This window comes from Vibrio sp. 10N.261.52.C2 (assembly GCF_041471425.1).
Taxonomy (GTDB): domain Bacteria; phylum Pseudomonadota; class Gammaproteobacteria; order Enterobacterales; family Vibrionaceae; genus Vibrio; species Vibrio crassostreae_C.
In genome coordinates this window covers 26538-47776 of the sequence record NZ_JBFROH010000060.1, presented here as the reverse complement: position 1 = coordinate 47776, position 21239 = coordinate 26538, and the positions used below count along the sequence as shown (strand labels likewise).

The following is a 21239-nucleotide window of genomic DNA, read 5'->3' as shown; positions in this document are numbered from 1 at the left end:
TAAACGAATATCGAAGCTATGTTTTTTGCTGTGGCTTTTGCTGTAGCTTCAGCTTTATGCACCGTTATCTTCTTTCTCTTCTTTGAGATCAGCAAGCTGTTGTTCCAGTTCAATAAGCTTAATTTCCGCCTCTACTTCCGCAACTCGCTTTTCTGCATCAGTGCGATTGTCTTGCGCTAGACCATCAGCAGTAACTTGGGTTCGTTGTGCGTTTCTTGCATCATCCGTATCTTTCATTGAACCAGCAACACCACCAGTCACACCACCCAATGCAGCCCCCTTCGCGGCTAAGCTCGCATCTCCAGTTAGAGCGCCAGCTGTCGCTCCTAATAAAGCACCGCCCACAGCACCACGATTACGTGCAGCATTCTCATTTTCGTTATCCATTGCTGGTGATGCGCAACCAGAAAGAGTCACAATCAGTGTCGCTAAAAGAAAAGGTTTAGTGAATTTCATAGGAGTCTCGCTTAGTTCTTCGTTTGGAGTAGAGCCATCTTAAGCAGAACCGTTAATGAGATAAATAAAGCCACGTTTAGACGATACATCATGTTCAGTTATGTATCATTCAACCATCGCATAAGTGCTTATTGATATATATCTTTGAGCTCGCTTTAGCCTGACAAACAAAAAAGGCGACCAATAAGGTCGCCTCAATCGAGCTTTCTCTATAATTCTTGCCTTTCACATATCTCTTAGCCTTTAGACCAAAAGTTTTGCATGTTTGCTACGCTAGGTGGTGGCCTAACACCACAATCTCGATAATGATTTTTATCGCCGATCCCCAGTATCTTGCCATTTTCGTCATCAATCATAGCCGCAACTTTAACACCGTCTCCCACATGGCGAGTTAACACGACAATTTCACCAGCTCTTTCAGACCTTACTGCGCCTAAGATTTGATATTCGTAGCGGCCTTTCCTTGAATTAACGATCATCTTCGAGTTAATAGGGTCGGCTTCATATCCCACACCAATATCAAAAACCGCTTGATAGAGATCGACGCCAGTCTTTGATACACATTTAAATACCTTGGGATGACTCAAAGGTTCTAACAACGCTCTACTCGCTTCATCCTTTGAAATACTGGCACTAGCAGCACCACTGACCAATAAAGCAATCAACAAAAAGTAAGCTCGCATAAAAAGACCTCAATATGTGGGATTCATAATGAGGTCATAGTAAACGCAATGGATAAGCGGATGAATAAAGTAGAGTTTAGGTAAACCATCACGCCGGATTATGTATAAATCAACAAGCCGAAGGTGAGATTACCTAAACTGCGACGTCTATTTGCCGAGCTTTTCAGCAATTTCAGCTAAGCTGGTAGGGTCGTCAATAGTTGAAGGCACCACATATTGTTCACCTTCTGCGATCTGCCGGATCGTTCTACGTAAGATCTTACCTGAGCGTGTCTTAGGTAACCTCTCAACAACCAAGGCTTGCTTAAAACAAGCTACCGCGCCGATCTCATTACGAACCTTGCCAACCAATTCCCTTTGCAACTCAATGCCATCGACTTTTACGCCATCTTTTAACACAACTAGACCTAAAGGAAGTTGTCCTTTCAAGTCATCGTGAATCCCGACTACCGCACATTCTGCAATGGCTGGGTGACCACCCACGATCTCTTCCATTTCTCCAGTCGACAGACGGTGTCCCGCTACGTTTATCACATCGTCGATACGGCCCATAATAAATAGATACCCATCTTCATCGAGATAGCCACCGTCCCCAGAAACATAATAGCCTGGGAATTGGCTCAGATAGCCAGATTCAAATCGATCATGATTACGCCAAACCGTTGGCAGACAACCGGGTGGTAGTGGACGTTTGAGTGCAACAAAGCCTTGCTGATTAGGCTGTGCCGTTTCACCCAATTCATTAAGAATCTCGACTTGGTAACCGGGCACAGGCTTAGTTGAAGAACCTGCTTTCACTGGCAAAGATTCCAGCCCTGTCGGATTGGCAGAAATAGCCCAACCCGTTTCGGTTTGCCACCAGTGGTCAATAACCGGTTTATTGGTATGAGACTCAACCCAATCCAATGTTGGCGGGTCCAAACGCTCTCCCGCCATAAAAATCGACTTGAGCGATGATAAGTCATACTTGGTGAGTAACTCGCCTTCAGGATCTTCTTTCTTGATAGCTCTAAATGCCGTTGGCGCAGAAAATAACACATCGACGTTGTACTCTTCACACACACGCCAGAATGCCCCCGGATCTGGCGTTCTAACTGGCTTTCCTTCAAACAAGATGGTTGTGCAACCATGAATCAATGGCGCATACACAATATAGGAATGCCCCACTACCCAGCCGACATCAGAAGCCGCCCAAAACACACCATCTTGCGGCATATCGTAGATAGTGCTCATCGAGTATTTCATCGCGACCGCATGACCACCATTATCGCGCACCACGCCTTTTGGCTTACCCGTCGTCCCTGATGTATACAAGATATATAGTGGGTCAGTCGCTAGAACAGGCACACATACGTGAGGCAAAGCATCCTCAACAGCTTGCTGCCAAAGTACATCACGTTCGTTGTTCAATTCGGCTAGAGACTGCTCTCTTTGGAATACCACCACTTTCTCAGGCTTCCATCGGCTGTCCATGATCGCGCGATCGACCATCGGCTTATATGGCAGGACTTTATTTATCTCGACACCGCAGGATGCAGTAATCAACACCTTGGGCTCGGCATCTTCAATTCGAACGGCAAGCTCATGAGGGGCAAAACCACCAAACACCACCGAATGCACCGCACCTAGTCGTGCACAGGCCAACATTGCCATCGCCGCTTCAGGAATCATTGGCATGTAGATCACCACACGATCACCTTTGGTAACGCCTTGCGTGGCTAACATACCAGCGACTTTAGCCACTTGGTTACGCAATTGATTGTAAGTGTACGAGGATTGAGTTCCTGTAACTGGAGAGTCGTAAATCAGTGCGGTATTGTCACCTCGCCCATTTTCACAATGATAATCCAGCGCGAGCCAGCAGGTGTTCATCACCCCATCAGGAAACCAACGCTCAATTCCGTTATCGTCAGTTTGTAATATCGTTTTTGGTGGTTCAAACCAATCTATCGCTTGTGATTGTGTTTCCCAAAACGAATTTGGGTCTTCCCTCGCCCATTGATACTCGGTGATGTAATCTGTTTTTCTAGTCATTCGATTCGTAGCAGACATAGTGCCTCCTCCATGATTTATCCATTAGTCCAAGCGACTAGCTTTTAACAGTTTCACTTGGGTGCACTCTTTTCTCAGCGTTGTATTCGTGAACATTTAACCGTTCACGACAATCGCTTTACTTGGGAAAAGGCACACGAATGGCACCTTCCATGATCACTCGGGCACTACGACTCATAATCGCCCTCTCTATTTTCCACCCACTTTCGGCCTGCAGCGCTTTCGCACCTACCTTTAAGGTTCCTGACGGGTGTCCAAAGGTCACGAAATCACGACTTCCCTCACCGGCTGCCAAGTTCACTAAGGTGCCAGGAACACTTGCCGCTGAAGCAATAGCAACCGCAGCCGTACCCATCATGGCATGGTGCAGTTGCCCCATAGACAAAGCACGCACCAGAAGGTCAGTATCTTCGACAGCAACCGACTTACCACTGGAAGCTTGGTACGCTTGAGGCTTAGCAACAAACGCGACTTTAGGTGTATGTTGACATGATTCAGCTTGTTCTAAAGAATCAATAAGACCCATTGCTACTGCACCATGTGCTCGTATGGATTCAAACAGAGCCAAGGCTTTGGTATCACTATTGATATCTGACTGAAGTTCAGTGCCTTGGTAGCCAACCGATTCAGCATCAACAAAAATGGTGGGTATCCCAGCATTAATGTATGTCGCTTTGATGCAACCCAGATCGGGAACATCTAAAAAATCGACAACATTCCCTGTTGGGAACATAGAGCCACTCGCATCGGCGGGGTCTAGGAAATCAACTTGGATCTCAGCGGCGGGGAAAGTCACACCGTCGAGTTCAAAATCACCTAACTCTTGAACTTCGCCACCAGCGATAGGTACATGAACAATAATGGTTTTCTCTATGTTCACTTGCCATACTCGCACCTCGACCACACCGTTTTCTGGAATACGATTCGAGTCGACTAGGCCACTATGAATAGCAAATGGGCCCACTGCAGCAGACAGATTGCCGCAGTTACCGCTCCAATCAACGAACGGCTTGTCTATTGCTACTTGGCCGAATAGGTAATCAACATCGTGATCGGCTTTACTACTTTTCGAAACAATAACGGTTTTACTGGTACTGGATGTTGCACCACCCATGCCATCGGTTTGTTTGCCATAAGGATCTGGACTACCAATCACGCGCAGAAGTAATGCGTCTCGAGCTTCTCCGGCAACTTGCGCAGCCTCAGGTAAGTCACTTAAGTTGAACAAAACGCCTTTGCTTGTTCCGCCCCGCATGTAGGTAGCAGGTACTTTTATCTGTTTATTTGTCATCATAAGCTCCTACTGTGCGAGAAAGTCTTTAGCGAAACGTTGCAATACGCCACCAGCGCTGTACACATTCACTTCGTCTGCCGTGTCTAGTCGGCAGGTCACAGGAACATCCAGCTTGTCACCGTTTTTACGAGTGATGACTAGAGCCAAATCAGACCCTGCTTCAATGTCGCCGTACACGTCGTAAAGCTCGGTGCCGTCCAGTTCTAAGGTATTGCGATTGGTTCCCGCTTTAAACTGCAAAGGCAACACACCCATTCCAACTAAGTTGGTTCTGTGGATTCGTTCAAAGCCTTCGGCAACAATCACTTCAACACCCGCCAAGCGCACCCCTTTGGCTGCCCAGTCACGTGATGAACCTTGTCCATAATCGGCACCCGCCACGACAATCAAAGGCTGTTTACGGTTCATGTAGGTTTCTATCGCTTCCCACATTCGCGTAACTTGACCTTCTGGTTCAACTCTTGCTAGTGAACCTTGCACAACTTCTCCAGCGTCCTTAACCATTTCGTTATACAGCTTAGGGTTGGCGAATGTTGCTCGTTGCGCGGTTAAGTGATCGCCTCGATGGGTCGCGTAAGAGTTAAAGTCCTCTTCCGGCACTTCCATTTTGGTGAGATATTCCCCCGCAGCGCTCGAAGCGAGAATCGCATTTGAAGGGGATAAGTGATCTGTAGTGATATTGTCACCCAGAATCGCTAAAGGTCTCATACCAGATAGGCTTCGTTCTCCCGCAAGAGCACCTTCCCAATAAGGTGGCCTGCGAATATAGGTACTTTGAGGTCGCCAGTCATAAAGCGGTTCAGTAGTCACCTGCTCCTCGTCTGGCTGGAACATTTTTACGTAGATTTGTTGGAATTGCTGAGGCTTAACATGCTCACCGACAACAGCATCGATCTCGGCATCACTCGGCCATAAATCGCTTAAGTAGATTGGCTTACCATGGTTGTCAGTGCCTAAGCTGTCTTTCTCGATATCAAAGCGAATCGTACCCGCCAAGGCATAAGCAACCACTAATGGCGGTGAGGCTAAAAACGCTTGTTTTGCATAGGGATGGATTCGACCATCGAAATTTCGATTCCCTGACAACACAGCGGTTGAGTACAGGTCGCGGTCGATGATCTCTTGTTGGATAGCAGGATCTAGGGCTCCGCTCATACCATTACAGGTAGTACACGCATAACCGACGATACCAAATCCTAATTGTTCCAGCTCAGGAAGCAAACCCGCCGACTCGAGATAGAGCTTGGCAACTTTAGAACCTGGAGCAAATGACGTTTTCACCCACGGTTTACGAACTAATCCAAGCTGATTGGCTTTCTTAGCCACTAATGCTGCGGCGACCACGTTTCTTGGGTTGCTGGTGTTGGTACAAGAAGTAATTGCCGCAATGATTACGGCACCATCGGGCATCTGATCATCGCTGTACTGCTTAGCATGCTGCTCTTTCCAAGATGCTTGACTGATGCCTTGTTCAGCCAGCTCTCTGGTTGGCAAACGACGATGGGGATTGGATGGCCCTGCAAGATTGCGCTCTACCTTCGATAAATCAAACTCAAGTACACGCTCATATTGAGCAGAATCGAGATCGTCAGCCCATAGCCCAGTTTGCTTGGCGTAGCGTTCAACTAGTTCAACCTGCTCAGGCTCTCGACCAGTGAGTTTCAGGTATTGAATAGTCTGCTCATCGATATAGAACATACCCGCTGTCGCACCATATTCTGGCGTCATGTTAGATATCGTTGCGCGGTCACCAATAGTCAGAGCACGAGCCCCTTCACCGAAGAATTCCAAATAGCTTGAGACCACTCTCTCATTGCGAAGGAACTCAGTAATCGCAAGCACAATATCCGTTGCAGTTATCCCTTCTAGTCTCTGACCCGTCAGTTTAACGCCGACAATATCAGGCAAGCGCATCATTGACGGACGACCGAGCATCACGGTCTCAGCTTCCAAGCCGCCGACTCCAATGGCAATGACACCCAGAGCATCAACGTGAGGAGTGTGGCTATCGGTACCAACACAAGTATCAGGAAACGCGATGCCTTCTTTAGATTGAATAACCGGAGACATCTTCTCTAAGTTAATCTGGTGCATGATCCCGTTACCCGCAGGAATTACACTCACGTTTTTAAACGCGGTTTTACACCATTCGATAAAATGAAAACGGTCTTCGTTTCTGCGCTCCTCAATCGCGCGGTTTTTATCAAAGGCTTCGCTATCAAAGCCTGCATGTTCCACTGCCAGAGAGTGATCAACAATCAGTTGGGTTTCGACAACGGGGTTCACCTTGGCAGGGTCTCCGCCTTGGTCGGCAATCGCGTCTCTTAATCCAGCCAAATCTACTAGGGCTGTTTGACCAAGAATGTCATGACACACCACACGCGCAGGATACCAAGGGAAATCAAGGTCACTCTTGCGTTCAATGATCTGTTTTAAGCTGTCTTCAAGGGTTTCAGGATCACAGCGTCTTACTAATTGCTCTGCCAATACTCTCGACGTATAAGGCAAGGTTTTATAACTGCCCGGAGATATCGCTTCTACCGCTTCGCAAGCATCGTAATATTCTAAATGAGTTCCGGGTAAAAGTTTTCGGTACTGATTTTTATCAAGGTACTGAGCTTGTTCAAGTTTCACATCAGACATACATCCACCATTATCTGTTAAATTCTATTCGTTGGTTCTTGAGGCCTTGTCGTATGAAGACGGAAGTCACCTCAAGACATAAGTCGGCTCGTTATAGAGGGCTAACGTAGATGAATAGGTAACCAGTCTTGATGCTCTGGCCCGGTGTAGTCTGCACTTGGACGAATGATGCGATTGTTTTCTCTTTGTTCGAACACATGCGCCGTCCAACCTGTAAGGCGGCTCATCACAAAGATCGGAGTAAACAATTTGGTTGGGATGTCCATGAAGTGATATGCCGATGCATGGAAGAAGTCAGCATTACAGAACAAGCCTTTCTCGCGCTTCATAACCGCTTCAACACGTTCTGAAACGGCGTAAAGCTGTTTATCACCGACCTCTTGAGCTAGCTCTTTTGACCAACGCTTGATTAGAGCATTTCGTGGGTCGCTTTCACGATAAATGGCATGACCGAAGCCCATGATTTTGTCTTTGTTAGCAAGCATCTGCATGATGTTAGTTTCTGCTTCATCAGCGGATTTCCAATCTTGGATCATTTCCATTGCCGCTTCATTCGCACCGCCATGTAAAGGACCTCTTAGTGTGCCAATTGCTGCTGTAACGCACGAATGAATATCTGACAGTGTTGATGCACAGACACGGGCAGCAAAAGTAGATGCGTTAAACTCATGCTCTGCGTAAAGCGTTAGCGAACAGTGCATTACCTGCTTATGCAGTTCACTCGGCGCTTTATCTGTTAGCATTTTCAAGAAGTAGCCACCCAGACAGGCTTCACTTTGATCTTCAGTATCAATTCGCACGCCATCATGGCTAAAGCGGTACCAATAACAAATAATGGCAGGGAAAAGCGCGAGCATTCGTTCAGTCGCAGGCAGTTGCTCGGAGAAGTCAGACTCTTGCTCTAGATTACCTAGCATTGAACAACCCGTTCTCATCACATCCATCGGATGAGCGTCTGCAGGGATCAGTTCTAAGGCCGCTTTCAAAGGTTGAGGCAAGCCGCGCAGACCAACTAACAAGGCTTTGTAGTCATCGAGCTCTTTTTCAGTGGGTAAGTGGCCTCTTAGTAGCAGATGAGCCACTTCTTCGAACTGAGCATGATTAGCAAGGTCGGTAATATCATAACCACGGTAGGTTAAGCCGGTTCCTGACTGGCCTACGGTACATAGCGCCGTAGTTCCCGCACTTTGGCCACGTAGACCAGCACCACCGATTGCAGGTGCGCTGGCTGGATTGCTTTCGGGTTTTTCGCTTTGTTGTGGGTTTTCTGTTGAAGCCTTATCGACAGCTGCTTTATCACTCAAAGATACAGACATGGTGAACTCCTTTTCTGTGTTAGCCGCCTGCACTCTTTGGTGCTGCCTGTTTATATGTCCGATGATCTTTATCATCGGTACTGGATATGGCGACTAACCATTTCACGTTATTGGATTAAATTGATTTTTGATTAATTGAAACTGTTTTTACCCTTCGCTTGAAAACAACTGATCAAGCTTGTTCTCGTAGTCGTGGTAATTAAGGTGTTCGTACAGCTCTTTACGGGTTTGCATTGAATCCAACAGAGCTTCCTGATTACCTTCAACTAACAAGTGCTTGTAAACATTCTCAGCCGCTTTATTCATCGCACGGAACGCACTCAATGGGTAAAGCACCATGTCGACACTTGATTGGGCTAACTCGTGACAGTTGTAGAGTGGTGTTTGGCCGAACTCAGTGATGTTCGCGAGAATAGGCACGTGCTTACCCGTTGCAGATTTCAGCGCTGCCGAGAACTTCACGTATTGATCGAGTTGATTCATCGCTTCAGGGAAAATCATGTCAGCGCCCGCTTCAACACAAGCAATCGCCCTTTCAATCGAACTATCAATGCCTTCAACCGCCAATGCATCCGTACGCGCCATAATCACAAAGCTCTCATCGGTTCTAGCATCGGTTGCCGCTTTGACTCTATCGACCATCTCTTGCTGGCTAACAATCGCTTTATTCGGTCGATGACCACAGCGTTTCTGGGCCACTTGATCTTCCATATGGATTGCTGCTGCGCCTGCCTTCTCCATAGCGCGAATCGTACGTGCAATATTGAATGCGCCACCAAATCCCGTATCGATATCCACCAGCAATGGCAGATCACACGCGTTGGTAATACGTTCAACATCTACCAACACATCGTTCAATGTGGTGATGCCTAAATCAGGCAACCCATAAGACGCATTGGCGATGCCTCCGCCAGACAAATAGATCGCCTGATGCCCCAAGTTCTTTGCCATCATCGCGCAATACGGATTCACCGTACCGACGATCTGCAATGGGTCGTTGTCTTGCACAGCTTGTCGGAACTTAGCTCCTGCTGATAACTTCATAATGACGCTCCCTGTTAATTGTTTATTTCTAGCTAACCTTTATGACTACTGATGTTTAGCTCTCGCCAGCGAAGAACCGCTAGCAAATACCAGTCGCCAATTAATCAAGATCTTTGGATTGAATTTGTTGCTCTATAAGTAATCGGCTTCCCGAGATGTGTCTTCGCATTAGCATTTCTGCTAGCTCTTCATCACGGTTGCGAATCGCTTGTAGGATGTATTTGTGTTCATCGAGCGCCTCTTTGGGCCGAGACTGAGCCCTAGGCGATTGATAGCGGTACATGCGTAATAGGTGATAAAGCTCATCACACAGCAGCGAAATCAGTTTGCTGTTACGACTCGCTTTAATAATGCGGTAATGGAAATCGAAATCCCCATGTTGATGAAAGTAAGAAGAACCTTCGACTTCATCGATGTATTTTGAGTGTGTCGACAATAATCCTTCAAGCCCGATAAGCTCTTCTTGTGTGATATGTCGCGCTGCTAGGCGAGCCGCCATGCCTTCCAATGCCTCTCGCACCGCGTAAAGCTCTAGTAGTTTGTCTGCCGAAAAAGTAATAACTCGAGCCCCTACATGAGGAATGCGTTCAATCAAGCCAAGCCCTTCCACACGCATTATCGCTTCACGTAATGGACCTCGACTTACTTCAAAGCGTTTAGCCAATTCAGGTTCCGAAATCTTACTGCCCGGTAGTAATTCACCGCTAACAATCGCCTCAACGAGATACTCAGTGAGATTTTCTGATTTAGTGTTCTCTTTATCGCTAACACGTGTTTTCGTGTTTGCATTTAAGCTGAGATCTTTTATCGCAGTATTCATATTCACGCTGCTCACTTCTATTTGCTGAACCTTAATTGTCAACAATTCCATAACATGAACATAAAATACACGATTAAATTGTCGACAATCAAGCAAATTGTCGACAATTTAGACTAAGGTAGTACTTTCTATAGGCGATAAAAACTTACTTAAAAGGACACTAAAAACAATTCAACCACTTGTTATTTATCGATTTAAGCAAAGAAAGAGCCGCTAAACCCTTCCCTACCCTGAAATCACTCGAAACCAATGTGTCGACAACTTATAGACAGACTTGACAAACGCAGAGCACTTTGTGTCGATCTACCTGTTCACCGATAAACAGATATAAAAAAGGCGCACTCATGTGCGCCTTTCATTCATAGACCCCGTTCTAACAAGCCACCTTTACTCAAGCAATCTGACGAGTAACATCTAGGTATTTGCTGATATCAACGAAATCAATTTGTTCCGGCTTCAGATACTCTTCTGCATAACGCAGGTGAGTGCCGCTGGTTAAGAACAATCTAAACAGTTCGATATCGAGATGCTCGTCCAATGCCATTTTATACATGATGTCGACAGCAACACTGATTGGCTTAGCCTTCTTATAAGGCCTATCTGCAGCGGTTAATGCCTCAAAAATATCAGAGATCACCAGAATACGTTCTGGGATTGAAAGGTCATCACCAGTCAGCTTCCTTGGATATCCCGTACCTTTGAGTGTTTCATGATGCGTCGAAGCATAGCGAGGAACACGGCTTAGCTCTTTCGGGAATGGCAGATTCTCAAGCATCTTAATCGTGCCAAGCATGTGCTCGTTTATCTTGAATCTGTCTTCTGCAGTCAACGTGCCGCGTGCAATACTCAGATTGTAGACTTCGCCTAGGTTATATAAGTGCTCAGGTACATCCATTTTGATTTTATGTTTCGGGTCAAACTCTAACGGCCTATCTCTTCTCACTATATGTTCAGGTTTATCACTTAACAGTGGCTCTGTCGCAGGTAAACTTGCACTCGGTTCTCGGTTCAACGCCTCTATCGGTGATAAACCAAGTTGATCATCAAAGTTACGCGTCCAAGTCGTCTCAGCTATCGCGTGAATACGAGCGACTTTGTCATCACTCATGAACTCACCACCAACGTTCGACGTAGCGATAAAGGCAAAGTCATCTTGTAGCTGCTGCTTCGTTGCCGTAAGTTCATCGGCTATCAGTTGCGTTGATAGCGTACCATCAAGTTGTTTTCTCAAAGCGGTGATTTCCGCATCACGCCAAAGTACTTCAAATCGAGTTCTCACCTCGTGGATTCGGTTGTAGTTCGCTTCTAACTTCGTACCTTTATCGACGATGTGTTCCGGTGTCGTGATCTTGCCACAATCATGAAGCCAAGCCGCAATTCTAAACTCACGGCGTTCGTCATCATTTTTAAACTCAAAGTCTTTGAAGTGCTCAGACTGCGATTGTTCCGCCGCGTCAGCCAGCATCAAGCCGAGTTCTGGTACACGATTACAATGCCCTGCCGTATAAGCGGACTTATCATCGATCGCTTGAGCGATGAGCTTGATAAACGACTCAACAAACGCCTCTTGCATCTGTTCATGTCGTTTAATCTCCATAGCCATATCTTTTACAGCAACAGATAATTCCCACACTTCTTTGATTCGAGTATCAAGAATTGTCACGTTGTCATAATCACGCAGCTTAACCTTATGAGTCTCTTCCTCTAATTGGCGAATTGGATGCACTATCGGCGCACCAAAAACCCAAGCAATAGGCAACGTCAAACTCATCAGTAACACCGTTACACCAACAGAGGTTGCTAGACGTTTATTGACTGTACTGAAGACTTCAGATTCGGGAATCAATACCGCAAAATACTCAGAGTAGTGTTCGCCCGTGTCTATTTTCTTTAAATAGAGATGCTTGATCTCGCCATTCAACTCTACCCTTACCATACTGCCTTCAACCGTTGCTTCCTTAGTCAAATCATAAAGTTCAGTATAAGGAACCGTCGTATTCGTATTAAAGCCGGTATCATGCAGCCACTTTTTCGCTAAGGCATCAAGTTGTTCACCACTTAACTTACTGATAGCTTGATCAATGATTGGGAGCAATTGTTTATGCTTGCTCTGCAGCACCAAATGGAATTGGTTTGAGTAGTTCTGTTTTAGATCTTCTAGAGTCCCATTGACAACAAGGCCTGGCTGGAAAAACCTATCTAATGCAAACGAGAGTACGGGTTCTGCTTCTAAGAAAGCAAAGTTCTCTTCGCTTTCAATTGAATTAAATGCAGACTCTAGGTTTTCAAATTCAACTAAATCAATGTTCGGAAAATCCTCTCTCAACTTAGGAATAATTGACCACCCAGATAAAATGGCAACTTTTTTACCCTCAAGCTCGGCATAATTAGTGACAACCTTCGCGCCGACCCTTGTCACGATAGAAAATGGCAATTCATAAATTGGAGTCGTGTATAGGCCATCTATGCCATTATTTTTATAATGTTGCACCGATTGCAGGCCATCAATACTTCCTTCTTGAAACTTACTGACAAGCTCGCCCCAAGAGAAACCATTAACAAATTCAAACCTGATCCCTGTCATCTCACCAATCATTTTAAGAAGGTCTATCGCATAGCCGTTTGGTTTTCCCGCCACTGAAAAGTCCATCGGCCCCCAATCATTTTGATTAGACACTAACAGCGGAGGGGTATCGTTAATCAAGGCTTGCTGCTCAGACGATAGCATCAATGTTGATACATCAAACTCCGATTCCTGATTGTTAACCTTGAGGTTAGACGCAATAATATTACCCGATTTCGAATATAAGAAAGACTCAACCTTACTGTCTTCTGCTAAGCCAAGCGCCGTACCTGATAGTTTGCTAGCTAAAGAAGACAACACAATATCAATACCAATCACATGTTGAACTTCAGATTCGATTTTCGAATCAAACGCTAAAGAATAAGTTTGCCCGGTAATTTGTAAATGCTGGAAAAGATATGGCTGAGTTTTTTCGACCGACTGAACATTGGCAGAAACATACCAAGGCCTGGTTGTTGGAAGGTAGTTGCTCTGCTCCGTAGTTGAGTTTCTTAGCGTAAACTCTTGGTCAAAATATTTCGTCGTACGGACGCGCTCCTCCCCTATATTATGAATCTCAACCACAACCCAACGGTCTTTTTGTTGTGCACCGATTTTTTCTCTAACGACAGGGGCAGATTCTAGATTAATAATTTGGAAGAAGTTTTCATTAGATGAGCCAATGTAAATACTATAAAAGAGAGGGTTATCTTTAATTGCTTCTGAAAGAATACTACGCGACTCTTCTTTCGATATTTTGTTACTTATAGAACGTTTCACTGAAGAAAGTAAACGCGCCGTATTGGCTGCGTCAGAATCAACCGCGCCGATATAGTTACTCAGCTCTTGGGACACCATCGTCAACTTTGATAGGGTATTCTCAGTCGCCATTTTTTTACTGAAGTAATATTGCAGTGAAACCGCAACAACAGCGGTAAAAAATGTCGCGAGTAAAAACATTCCTCCAACAGTAAATCGTAACGAAATTTTTTTTAATGCCATTATTTCATCCTTGAATAATCGCCAACTCCAAAGTTAACAGCCTAGCGCAATCAATACCGCTTAAGTTGCATATCAACTATAGTAACTCATTATTCCACATCTAAAATCTAACACCTCTATACACCTGACTCTTTTGCAGAAATAGTTATCGTAGTCACATCTAACAATATAGACCAACAACCAATGCACTCGAGTAGAAAACGCTAGTTAAATCCAAACTTTGTCAATGAATTCAATCATTCTGAGACAATAACTACGATTTTAGAATCCAGATATCATTCAACAGTAAATGGACAAAAACACGTTACCGTGAACTTTATGAACAATATTAATCCAATGTTCTTTATTCTCAATATCGCCGCATTACAGACATTTCATTAACACACCGTTAACTTTAGCTTCATCTGCTAAGCAATATCCTACTCATCTGTTTAGTAGCTGGAAATAAAACATAAGTTTCTCTCCGTTGAAGAGATCCCCTACATAAGGAACGTGAACCATGTTCAAGGCACTGAAACCTACTCTTGCGGCTTCTATCATCGCAGCAACCTTTTCTTTCAACACTTTTGCTGCTGACGTAGAAAAAATCCACTTCCTAATCCCTGGCGGCGCTGGTGGTGGTTGGGATATGACAGCTCGTGGTACGGGTGATGTATTGGTGAAATCAGACATCGTAGAAAATGTCTCTTTCCAAAACCTGTCTGGTGGCGGTGGCGGTAAAGCGATTGCTCACCTAATCGAAACAGCACAACGCCAAGAAGACACGCTAATGGTGAACTCAACGCCTATCGTTGTTCGTTCACTAACAGGTATCTTCCCTCAATCTTTCCGTGACCTAACTCCGGTAGCAGCAACCATTGCCGATTACGGCGCAATCGTCGCTCCTGCGGATTCTAAGTACGACACTTGGGAAGACGTCGTTAAAGAGTTCGAAACCAACCCACGTAAAGTGAAGATTGCTGGCGGTTCAGCTCGTGGCAGCATGGACCACCTTGTAGTAGCGGCAGCGTTCAAAGGCGAAGGTTTTGATGCGAAGAAAGTACGTTACATTGCCTACGATGCTGGCGGTAAAGCGATGGCGGCACTGCTTTCTGGCGAAACACAGCTGCTTTCAACGGGCCTTGGTGAAGTACTAGAGATGTCTAAGTCTGGCCAAGTAAAAGTGCTTGCTGTGACGGCTCCAAAGCGTCTTGACGCTGCGCCTAACATCCCAACACTGACTGAATACGGCAACGAGACAGTATTTGCTAACTGGCGTGGTTTCTTTGCGGCACCGGGTACAAGCCAAGCAAAAATCGACGAGTGGAATGTAGCGCTTGGCAAAATGTACAAAACCGATGAGTGGCAAGTGGTTCGTGACCGTAACGGTTGGATCGACAACTACAAAGCTGACAAAGATTTTTACGCCTTCCTAGAAGATCAAGAAAAACAGATGGGCGACCTAATGCGAGAGCTTGGTTTCTTGAAATAACCAACAACCATAGAGGGCCTATGTGCCCTCTTACTCTTTCCTTGTTTCGCCGTGCATGAGTTAACTTCAAACTCCTTTGTTTATTCGTAGACGTATTACTAACGCTTGCCGATTCGTTGTAAACGCAAGTGGCTGATAAACCAGTACCGTAATTCGCTTACCTTTGGTTAGTGATCCCAGACATTTCATTGACTCGCTCATGTACGGCTTTTTTACTTTTTATACCACCCCAAATGGAGTTGGATATGTCGGACTTACCAACCAAATTTCTGAGTAAGGAATCTTTGCTTTCGAAGGATCGCATCGGAGCCATGCTCTTTATGCTTGCATGTTTATGCTATGGCTACCAAACCACGCTGATTCCTTTGTTCCCCGGTGACGAGTACGAACCCTTCACAGCAAGAACCTTACCTATCCTGCTAACGTTTATCGGCATTGGCCTTTCGTTGATCCTGCTTATAACCGGACAGCCGGATAAAAAAGTTACATGCGACACTACGCCGCTGAACTGGAAACTGCTTATTGGCTTCTTGGTGTTAATGGCTCTGTACGGTGTTGGACTGACTTATCTTGGCTTTGTTTTAGCAACCAGCTTCTTCTTACTTGCAGGCTTTTACCTACTGGGTGAGCGCCGCAAAGCTGTCTTATTTGGCGCGTCGTTTCCTTTCGTTATCGCGTTCTTTCTTTTATTAACTCAAGGCTTAGATATCTACCTAGAGCCTGGTTTAATCTTCACTCTTTGGTAGGGATAACATTATGTTAGACGGAATTTTACAAGGACTTTCTACCGCCGTGATGCCAATGAACATCATGATGGTAATTGTTGGCTGTTTTATTGGTACCTTTATTGGAATGCTACCGGGACTCGGTCCAATTTCAGCAATCGCGTTGATGATCCCGATTACATACGGCCTAGACCCTTCTTCTGGCCTAATCTTGATGGCTGGTGTGTACTATGGCGCTGTATTTGGTGGCTCGACGTCATCAATATTAATCAACGCTCCAGGTTGTTCTTCAACGGTAGTAACCGCATTCGATGGCTACCCGATGGCACAAAAAGGCCAAGCGGGTAAAGCACTTGCACTCGCGGCTTACTCTTCTTTCACTGGTGGCACACTTTCGGCAATCATGCTTTTGATTGCGGCTCCGGCTTTAGCCAGCGTGTCATTGAGCTTCCAGTCTTCAGACTACTTCGCATTGATGTTGTTAGGTTTATCGGCAGTAGCGGCGTTTGCGGGCCCAGGTCAGGTAATCAAGGCATGGATGATGACCATTCTTGGTTTGATGCTGTCTACTGTTGGCATCGACAAAGGCGTTGGTGTTGAGCGTTTCACGTTTGGTCTAACAGACCTGATGGATGGCTTTAGTTTCCTACTTCTTGCTATGGCAACCTTCGCTTTAGGTGAGACTTTAATGGGTATTCTAAAACCAGAGCAAGACACCAGCGCGGAAGAAAGCCAAAAGATGTCGGATATTGGTAGCATGAAGGTCACCAAAGAAGAGTTCAAAGAAGTGGCACCAGTTTCAATTCGATCTTCTATTCTCGGTTTCTTTACCGGTGTTCTACCGGGCGCAGGTGCCACTATTGCGGCATTCCTAAGTTACGGTATGGAGCGTAGCCTCGCGCCAAAAGACAAGCAGAAAGAGTTCGGTAAAGGCAGTATCCGTGGTCTTGTTGCTCCTGAATCAGCAAACAACGCCGCTTCAAGTGGTTCATTCGTTCCGCTACTAACGCTGGGTATTCCGGGCTCTGGTACAACTGCGATTATGCTTGGTGCATTGATTACCTACGGTATTCAGCCTGGTCCTCGCTTGTTCGTTGAACACCCAGACGTATTTTGGTCGGTGATTATCTCGATGTACTTTGGCAACATCGTGCTGGTTATCTTAAACCTACCGTTGATCCCATATATCTCTAAACTGCTAGCGGTACCTAGAACGGTTCTACTGCCAATGATTATCTTCTTCTCAATCACTGGCGTGTACTTGGTGTCATTCAACACGATGGACGTATTTGTGATGCTACTGGTAGCGATGGCTGCGATAGCATTAAGGCTAGCCAACTTCCCATTGGCACCATTACTGTTAGGCTTCATATTGGGCGGCTTGATGGAAGAGAACTTAAGACGAGCATTGATGATCAGCGATGGTGAGTTGAACTTCTTATGGGAACGCCCTATTACGATGACCTTCACTATTCTGGCGGTATTGGTGCTGTCTAGCCCGATTCTAGTGAAACTATTTAAGAGTTTTAGAGCGAAGCCAGTAGAAGTGTAAAGCTATATCGAATCAACTAAACCTCAACGAAAGGAGCCATTGGCTCCTTTTTTCATTTAAAGCCTCAATTAAAACCAGCGGTTAAAGATGGTAGCAAACTCACAAACCTATCTTTACAACACACATGGCGCTGATATTCATAACAAATTCAAGTAAGGTAACCAGTTAGTTAACGTATTGGATTCTAAAACTATGGATTGGTTGATTCTATTCTTATCAGGGGTGGTTGGCGGTGTGCTTAACTCCATTGCGGGTGGCGGCAGCTTCATCACTTTCCCTGCTTTGTTATTTGCTGGCGTTCCACCAATAGCAGCCAACGCGACCAACACCTTTGCTTCATGCGCTGGTTACATCAGTGGTGCTTACGCACTGCGCCACGAAATTCAATCTGGTACCAAACAACTCAAGCTCGTTGTTGGGCTATGCGTAATTGGCGGCGGCATTGGTGCATTTTTACTACTACACACGCCAGAAGCGCTATTTACCCAATCCGTACCTTGGTTATTACTGTTCGCCGCTCTGCTTTTTACCTTTGGTGGCACTCTCAACAAATGGCTAAAGAAAGTAACCGCTAAACATAAGCACGCCACCAGCGCAGGGGCGTTCTTTTCCGCTGTATTGCTTTTGATCGTGTGTGTTTATGGTGGTTATTTTAATGCAGGCTTAGGCATTGTGACATTGAGCTACTTGGCGCTGGCTGGTTACACCAACATCAACGTGATGAATGGCATCAAACTGCTCGTGTCCGCGTGTGCTTCCCTCGCAGCGATCGTATTTTTTATCGTAAATGGTTCGATTGATTGGCCGTCTGGCATGGCTGTATTATTGGGTACATTGGTTGGTGGTTATTATTCAGCAAAAATCTCTCGCCGCATCCCTCAACACTATGTTCGAACCACAGTGATCATCGCGAGCTTTTTGATCACCGCTTACTTTTTCTATGCTAATTAGACGTTCGGTCAATAAGGCTTGCAACTGGAAAGATTAAGCAAAGAGACTACACCCTTCTCATACCGATTCCGCTATTTTATTGCTTATAAAATAGCCAAGCCAAAATGTGTGAGACGAGTCCTTCAATTAGCAAATTTGATAACAATTTAGACTGTTTTTTAGCCTTTATTTTGCCAAAGGTGGGATAATTCTCCTGTCGAAAGTGAGACTTCATTAGGAGGCGTTATGAACATTAAACTCGGTCATGTCATGTCATCAAGTCGACTCATTTGCTTTGTCGCTTTTCTTGCTGCCACATTCGCGTGGCTCCTAAAAATGCCCGCTCTGTTTTCTGTGTCAGCGCTATTCTTAGTTATCAGTGCAATCGTTTATGTCACCGATCTTTGGAAGAATCAAAGAAAGAACCGCGAAGCTTAGCCATTTACGGTTTAAATCGAACGAATTAAGAAAGGAGCTCATAGGCTCCTTTTGTGTTTTTCGCTTATCTAATTAGCCGTGCTAATCGCCGACGCCTTATTTAGCGACGGTTCTTTCTAGCGACGTCTTCTTGTTAACGACGGAAGTTACGACCGTTACCGCCACGGCGCTCTTTAAATGCAGACGCAGCTTTAGCTTGAGAGGCATGGATAGACTCAACCGTTAGTTCCATCGGCTCACGAGGCTCTAGCCCATGGCGGAATGTACGTGAACGCGGAGGCATCTGGTATTCGATGTCCGATGCTTTAGGCATGCGCTTGAAACGGTAAAGGTAGAAGTTTTCAACCTTCTCACGAGCCCATTCGGTTTTCTTCAGGTATTTAACTGCGCTTGCCACTGTAGGCTTAGTGTTAAAGCAGTTCATACGCATTGCCGCATCTAAAATTTCCCAACCATAATGATCCACTAATTCAGTGATCATGGTTTCAAGCTTTAAGCCGTGTAGCGGGTTATTTTGTTGCAGTTTGATTCTTTCTTCTTCAGTCATAACATTACCTTTTTCAAGGCAACTAAAGGCCTTGAATTTACTCTAGAACACCGTCATCACTGACCATTTCTAGCTCAATCACTTGGGCATTACATCCATTGCCCTTATTTATGCCTTTATGATGGCATAAAGCATACTCGTTATCCTATTTATCTTTGAAATTAATTTCGAATTGGTCACTTAACACCCTACCTTAGCTCGCTATACAGACTAAGACATTCTGTGAACAAAATTTCCCCTTAAAGATTATGAGACTGGTTTAACTTAACAAAACCTACGGTAACCGTATGCAAAAGCCATATATTTAGTGATGACATTAAAGTTTTTCAGTACGCAGTATTACATTTTAATAACACAGTGCTATGGTTTTATTGAATATCGAAACGGTAAAAACCCGATTAAACAGTGGCATAATTATAATTAAAGGTTGGCTTGCCACATGTTTGACTACTCCCATTTCATTAGAGCAGCGGCCCAAGACAAAGACATCGTCGCCATAGTCGATGATCTCTTCCAGCTAGCTCGTGAACACTACCCCATATTATCTCGGCTATCCGTGGTGCTGTGCAGTGAAAATAAAGCATCGAATTATTTTGTATCGGATTCACTGTGCCAAAACGCCAAGCATCATTACATCGAACAGGAGATCAAACCCAACTCTGCGTTGAGTCGTCTGGCTGAATCATTGGAAACAAGAATTGTTGATGACCTCTCTTTGATGAATCCGACTAAACAAATCTCTCATCTACTCGAGCTTGGTCACCAAAGTAGCTACACCACTCCAATCCACTACCAAGAGAGTAACCTTGGGTTCGTTTTCATCAACGCCTCATGCACTGACTTTTTTGCTAAGCAGACAATACAAAGCGACATCGCCTACCTCACCCAAGCGATTTCGAACCTGTTTGTGCAACTCTTCGAACGCCAGAGACATTTTCAGTCCTCATTAGCCATCGCCCTAAACATGGGGCACGCACGCGATCCTGAAACCAAAGAGCATCTGATTCGCATGGGAAAATACAGCGAACAGCTCGCACGTACGCTTTCGCACAGTAACAATGAGATTACCCACCAATTCGTTCACCGCATTCGCTTGTATGCCCCGTTTCACGACATAGGGAAGTACCGAATCCCAGACAAAGTGCTCTTCAGTACTGAGCGTTTTTCGGAAGAAGAAAGAAACATCATGAACAATCACACGATATATGGCGAAGAGATGATTGATGACGTGGTTGCCCTTTCCCACCACAGCTCAATGTGTAGCGAAGAAGTTCAGTTCATCAAGAATATTGTACGTCACCATCATGAACGGTTTGATGGCTCAGGGTTGCCAGATGCGCTCGTTGGAGAAGCGATTCCACTGGAGGCAAGAATTGTAACGCTAGCGGATGTGTTCGATGCTTTACTGAGTAAACGAGCTTACAAACACGCATGGTCAGCATCTAAGGTAATGGACTACATTGAAGCGCATACAGGGTTGATGTTTGATCCAGAGTGCGTCTCTGCGCTGAAGCAAAACCTTGATTACTTCATGTCGATACGAGAGCAATACAGTGATATGCAAAGTCCACAAGCTGCACTCGCTTAACGGGTTGTATTAAATTTGCTGTCTGTGACTCTCTTGCAGAACCAACAAAAAAGGATGCCAGTTGGCATCCTTTTGTTTTCTAGTTTACAGCTAATAAGAACAACAAGGTTCTTAA

16 protein-coding genes are annotated in these 21239 nt (G+C 45.3%); 6 read left to right on the top strand and 10 right to left on the bottom strand.

Annotation, left to right across the window (positions count from 1 at the left end; genetic code table 11):
• Positions 1–54: 54 nt before the first annotated feature.
• The 9 genes from AB4307_RS19955 to AB4307_RS19915 form a co-directional block, all read right to left on the bottom strand.
• Entirely contained in the window at positions 55–456 is a 402-nt protein-coding gene (locus AB4307_RS19955; protein ID WP_004733606.1) for a YMGG-like glycine zipper-containing protein, read from the bottom strand.
• A 236-nt stretch (positions 457–692) separates the two neighbouring features.
• Positions 693–1139, bottom strand: a complete 447-nt coding sequence (locus AB4307_RS19950; protein WP_050648228.1) for a hypothetical protein — start codon at positions 1137–1139, stop codon at positions 693–695.
• 147 nt (positions 1140–1286) lie between these two features.
• Complete coding sequence (locus AB4307_RS19945) at positions 1287–3191, bottom strand: propionyl-CoA synthetase (protein ID WP_372112908.1); 1905 nt, start codon at positions 3189–3191, stop codon at positions 1287–1289.
• 118 nt (positions 3192–3309) lie between these two features.
• Positions 3310–4482 carry a 2-methylaconitate cis-trans isomerase PrpF gene (gene prpF / locus AB4307_RS19940; RefSeq protein WP_372133185.1) on the bottom strand — a complete coding sequence of 391 codons (1173 nt, stop codon included), beginning with the start codon at positions 4480–4482 and terminating at the stop codon, positions 3310–3312.
• Positions 4483–4491: 9 nt separating this feature from the next.
• Positions 4492–7128 carry a Fe/S-dependent 2-methylisocitrate dehydratase AcnD gene (acnD, locus tag AB4307_RS19935; RefSeq protein ID WP_372133172.1) on the bottom strand — a complete coding sequence of 879 codons (2637 nt, stop codon included), beginning with the start codon at positions 7126–7128 and terminating at the stop codon, positions 4492–4494.
• Between the two features lie 101 nt (positions 7129–7229).
• On the bottom strand, positions 7230–8444 hold the full coding sequence (gene prpC, locus AB4307_RS19930) for a bifunctional 2-methylcitrate synthase/citrate synthase (RefSeq protein WP_372132273.1): 1215 nt from the start codon (positions 8442–8444) through the stop codon (positions 7230–7232).
• Between the two features lie 147 nt (positions 8445–8591).
• A complete protein-coding gene (gene prpB / locus AB4307_RS19925; protein WP_372133169.1) occupies positions 8592–9488 on the bottom strand; it encodes a methylisocitrate lyase in 897 nt (298 codons plus the stop codon).
• Between the two features lie 100 nt (positions 9489–9588).
• Entirely contained in the window at positions 9589–10308 is a 720-nt protein-coding gene (locus AB4307_RS19920) for a GntR family transcriptional regulator (protein ID WP_372132315.1), read from the bottom strand.
• A gap of 391 nt (positions 10309–10699) precedes the next feature.
• Positions 10700–13873: an HD domain-containing phosphohydrolase gene (locus tag AB4307_RS19915; RefSeq protein ID WP_372133166.1), complete on the bottom strand. Its 3174-nt coding sequence runs from the start codon at positions 13871–13873 to the stop codon at positions 10700–10702.
• A 499-nt stretch (positions 13874–14372) separates the two neighbouring features.
• Between AB4307_RS19915 and AB4307_RS19910 the strand changes: the two genes are divergently transcribed.
• The 5 genes from AB4307_RS19910 to AB4307_RS19890 all read left to right on the top strand — a co-directional run bounded on the left by AB4307_RS19910 (position 14373) and on the right by AB4307_RS19890 (position 18989).
• Positions 14373–15344 carry a tripartite tricarboxylate transporter substrate binding protein gene (locus AB4307_RS19910; protein WP_017062289.1) on the top strand — a complete coding sequence of 324 codons (972 nt, stop codon included), beginning with the start codon at positions 14373–14375 and terminating at the stop codon, positions 15342–15344.
• A 245-nt stretch (positions 15345–15589) separates the two neighbouring features.
• On the top strand, positions 15590–16090 hold the full coding sequence (locus AB4307_RS19905; protein ID WP_004733594.1) for a tripartite tricarboxylate transporter TctB family protein: 501 nt from the start codon (positions 15590–15592) through the stop codon (positions 16088–16090).
• A gap of 10 nt (positions 16091–16100) precedes the next feature.
• Positions 16101–17621 carry a tripartite tricarboxylate transporter permease gene (locus tag AB4307_RS19900; protein ID WP_372133164.1) on the top strand — a complete coding sequence of 507 codons (1521 nt, stop codon included), beginning with the start codon at positions 16101–16103 and terminating at the stop codon, positions 17619–17621.
• A 192-nt stretch (positions 17622–17813) separates the two neighbouring features.
• On the top strand, positions 17814–18572 hold the full coding sequence (locus AB4307_RS19895) for a sulfite exporter TauE/SafE family protein (RefSeq protein WP_102333369.1): 759 nt from the start codon (positions 17814–17816) through the stop codon (positions 18570–18572).
• Between the two features lie 225 nt (positions 18573–18797).
• A complete protein-coding gene (locus AB4307_RS19890; RefSeq protein ID WP_372133161.1) occupies positions 18798–18989 on the top strand; it encodes a hypothetical protein in 192 nt (63 codons plus the stop codon).
• 133 nt (positions 18990–19122) lie between these two features.
• Here the strand turns inward: AB4307_RS19890 and AB4307_RS19885 are convergent, their stop codons facing one another.
• The gene (locus AB4307_RS19885) at positions 19123–19536 is read right to left on the bottom strand and encodes a VF530 family protein (protein ID WP_372133158.1); all 414 of its coding nucleotides are present in this window, start codon (positions 19534–19536) and stop codon (positions 19123–19125) included.
• A 427-nt stretch (positions 19537–19963) separates the two neighbouring features.
• Here AB4307_RS19885 and AB4307_RS19880 point away from each other — a divergent pair, with 427 nt between their 5' ends.
• Positions 19964–21124 carry an HD-GYP domain-containing protein gene (locus AB4307_RS19880; protein ID WP_102393490.1) on the top strand — a complete coding sequence of 387 codons (1161 nt, stop codon included), beginning with the start codon at positions 19964–19966 and terminating at the stop codon, positions 21122–21124.
• Positions 21125–21239 lie beyond the last annotated feature (115 nt).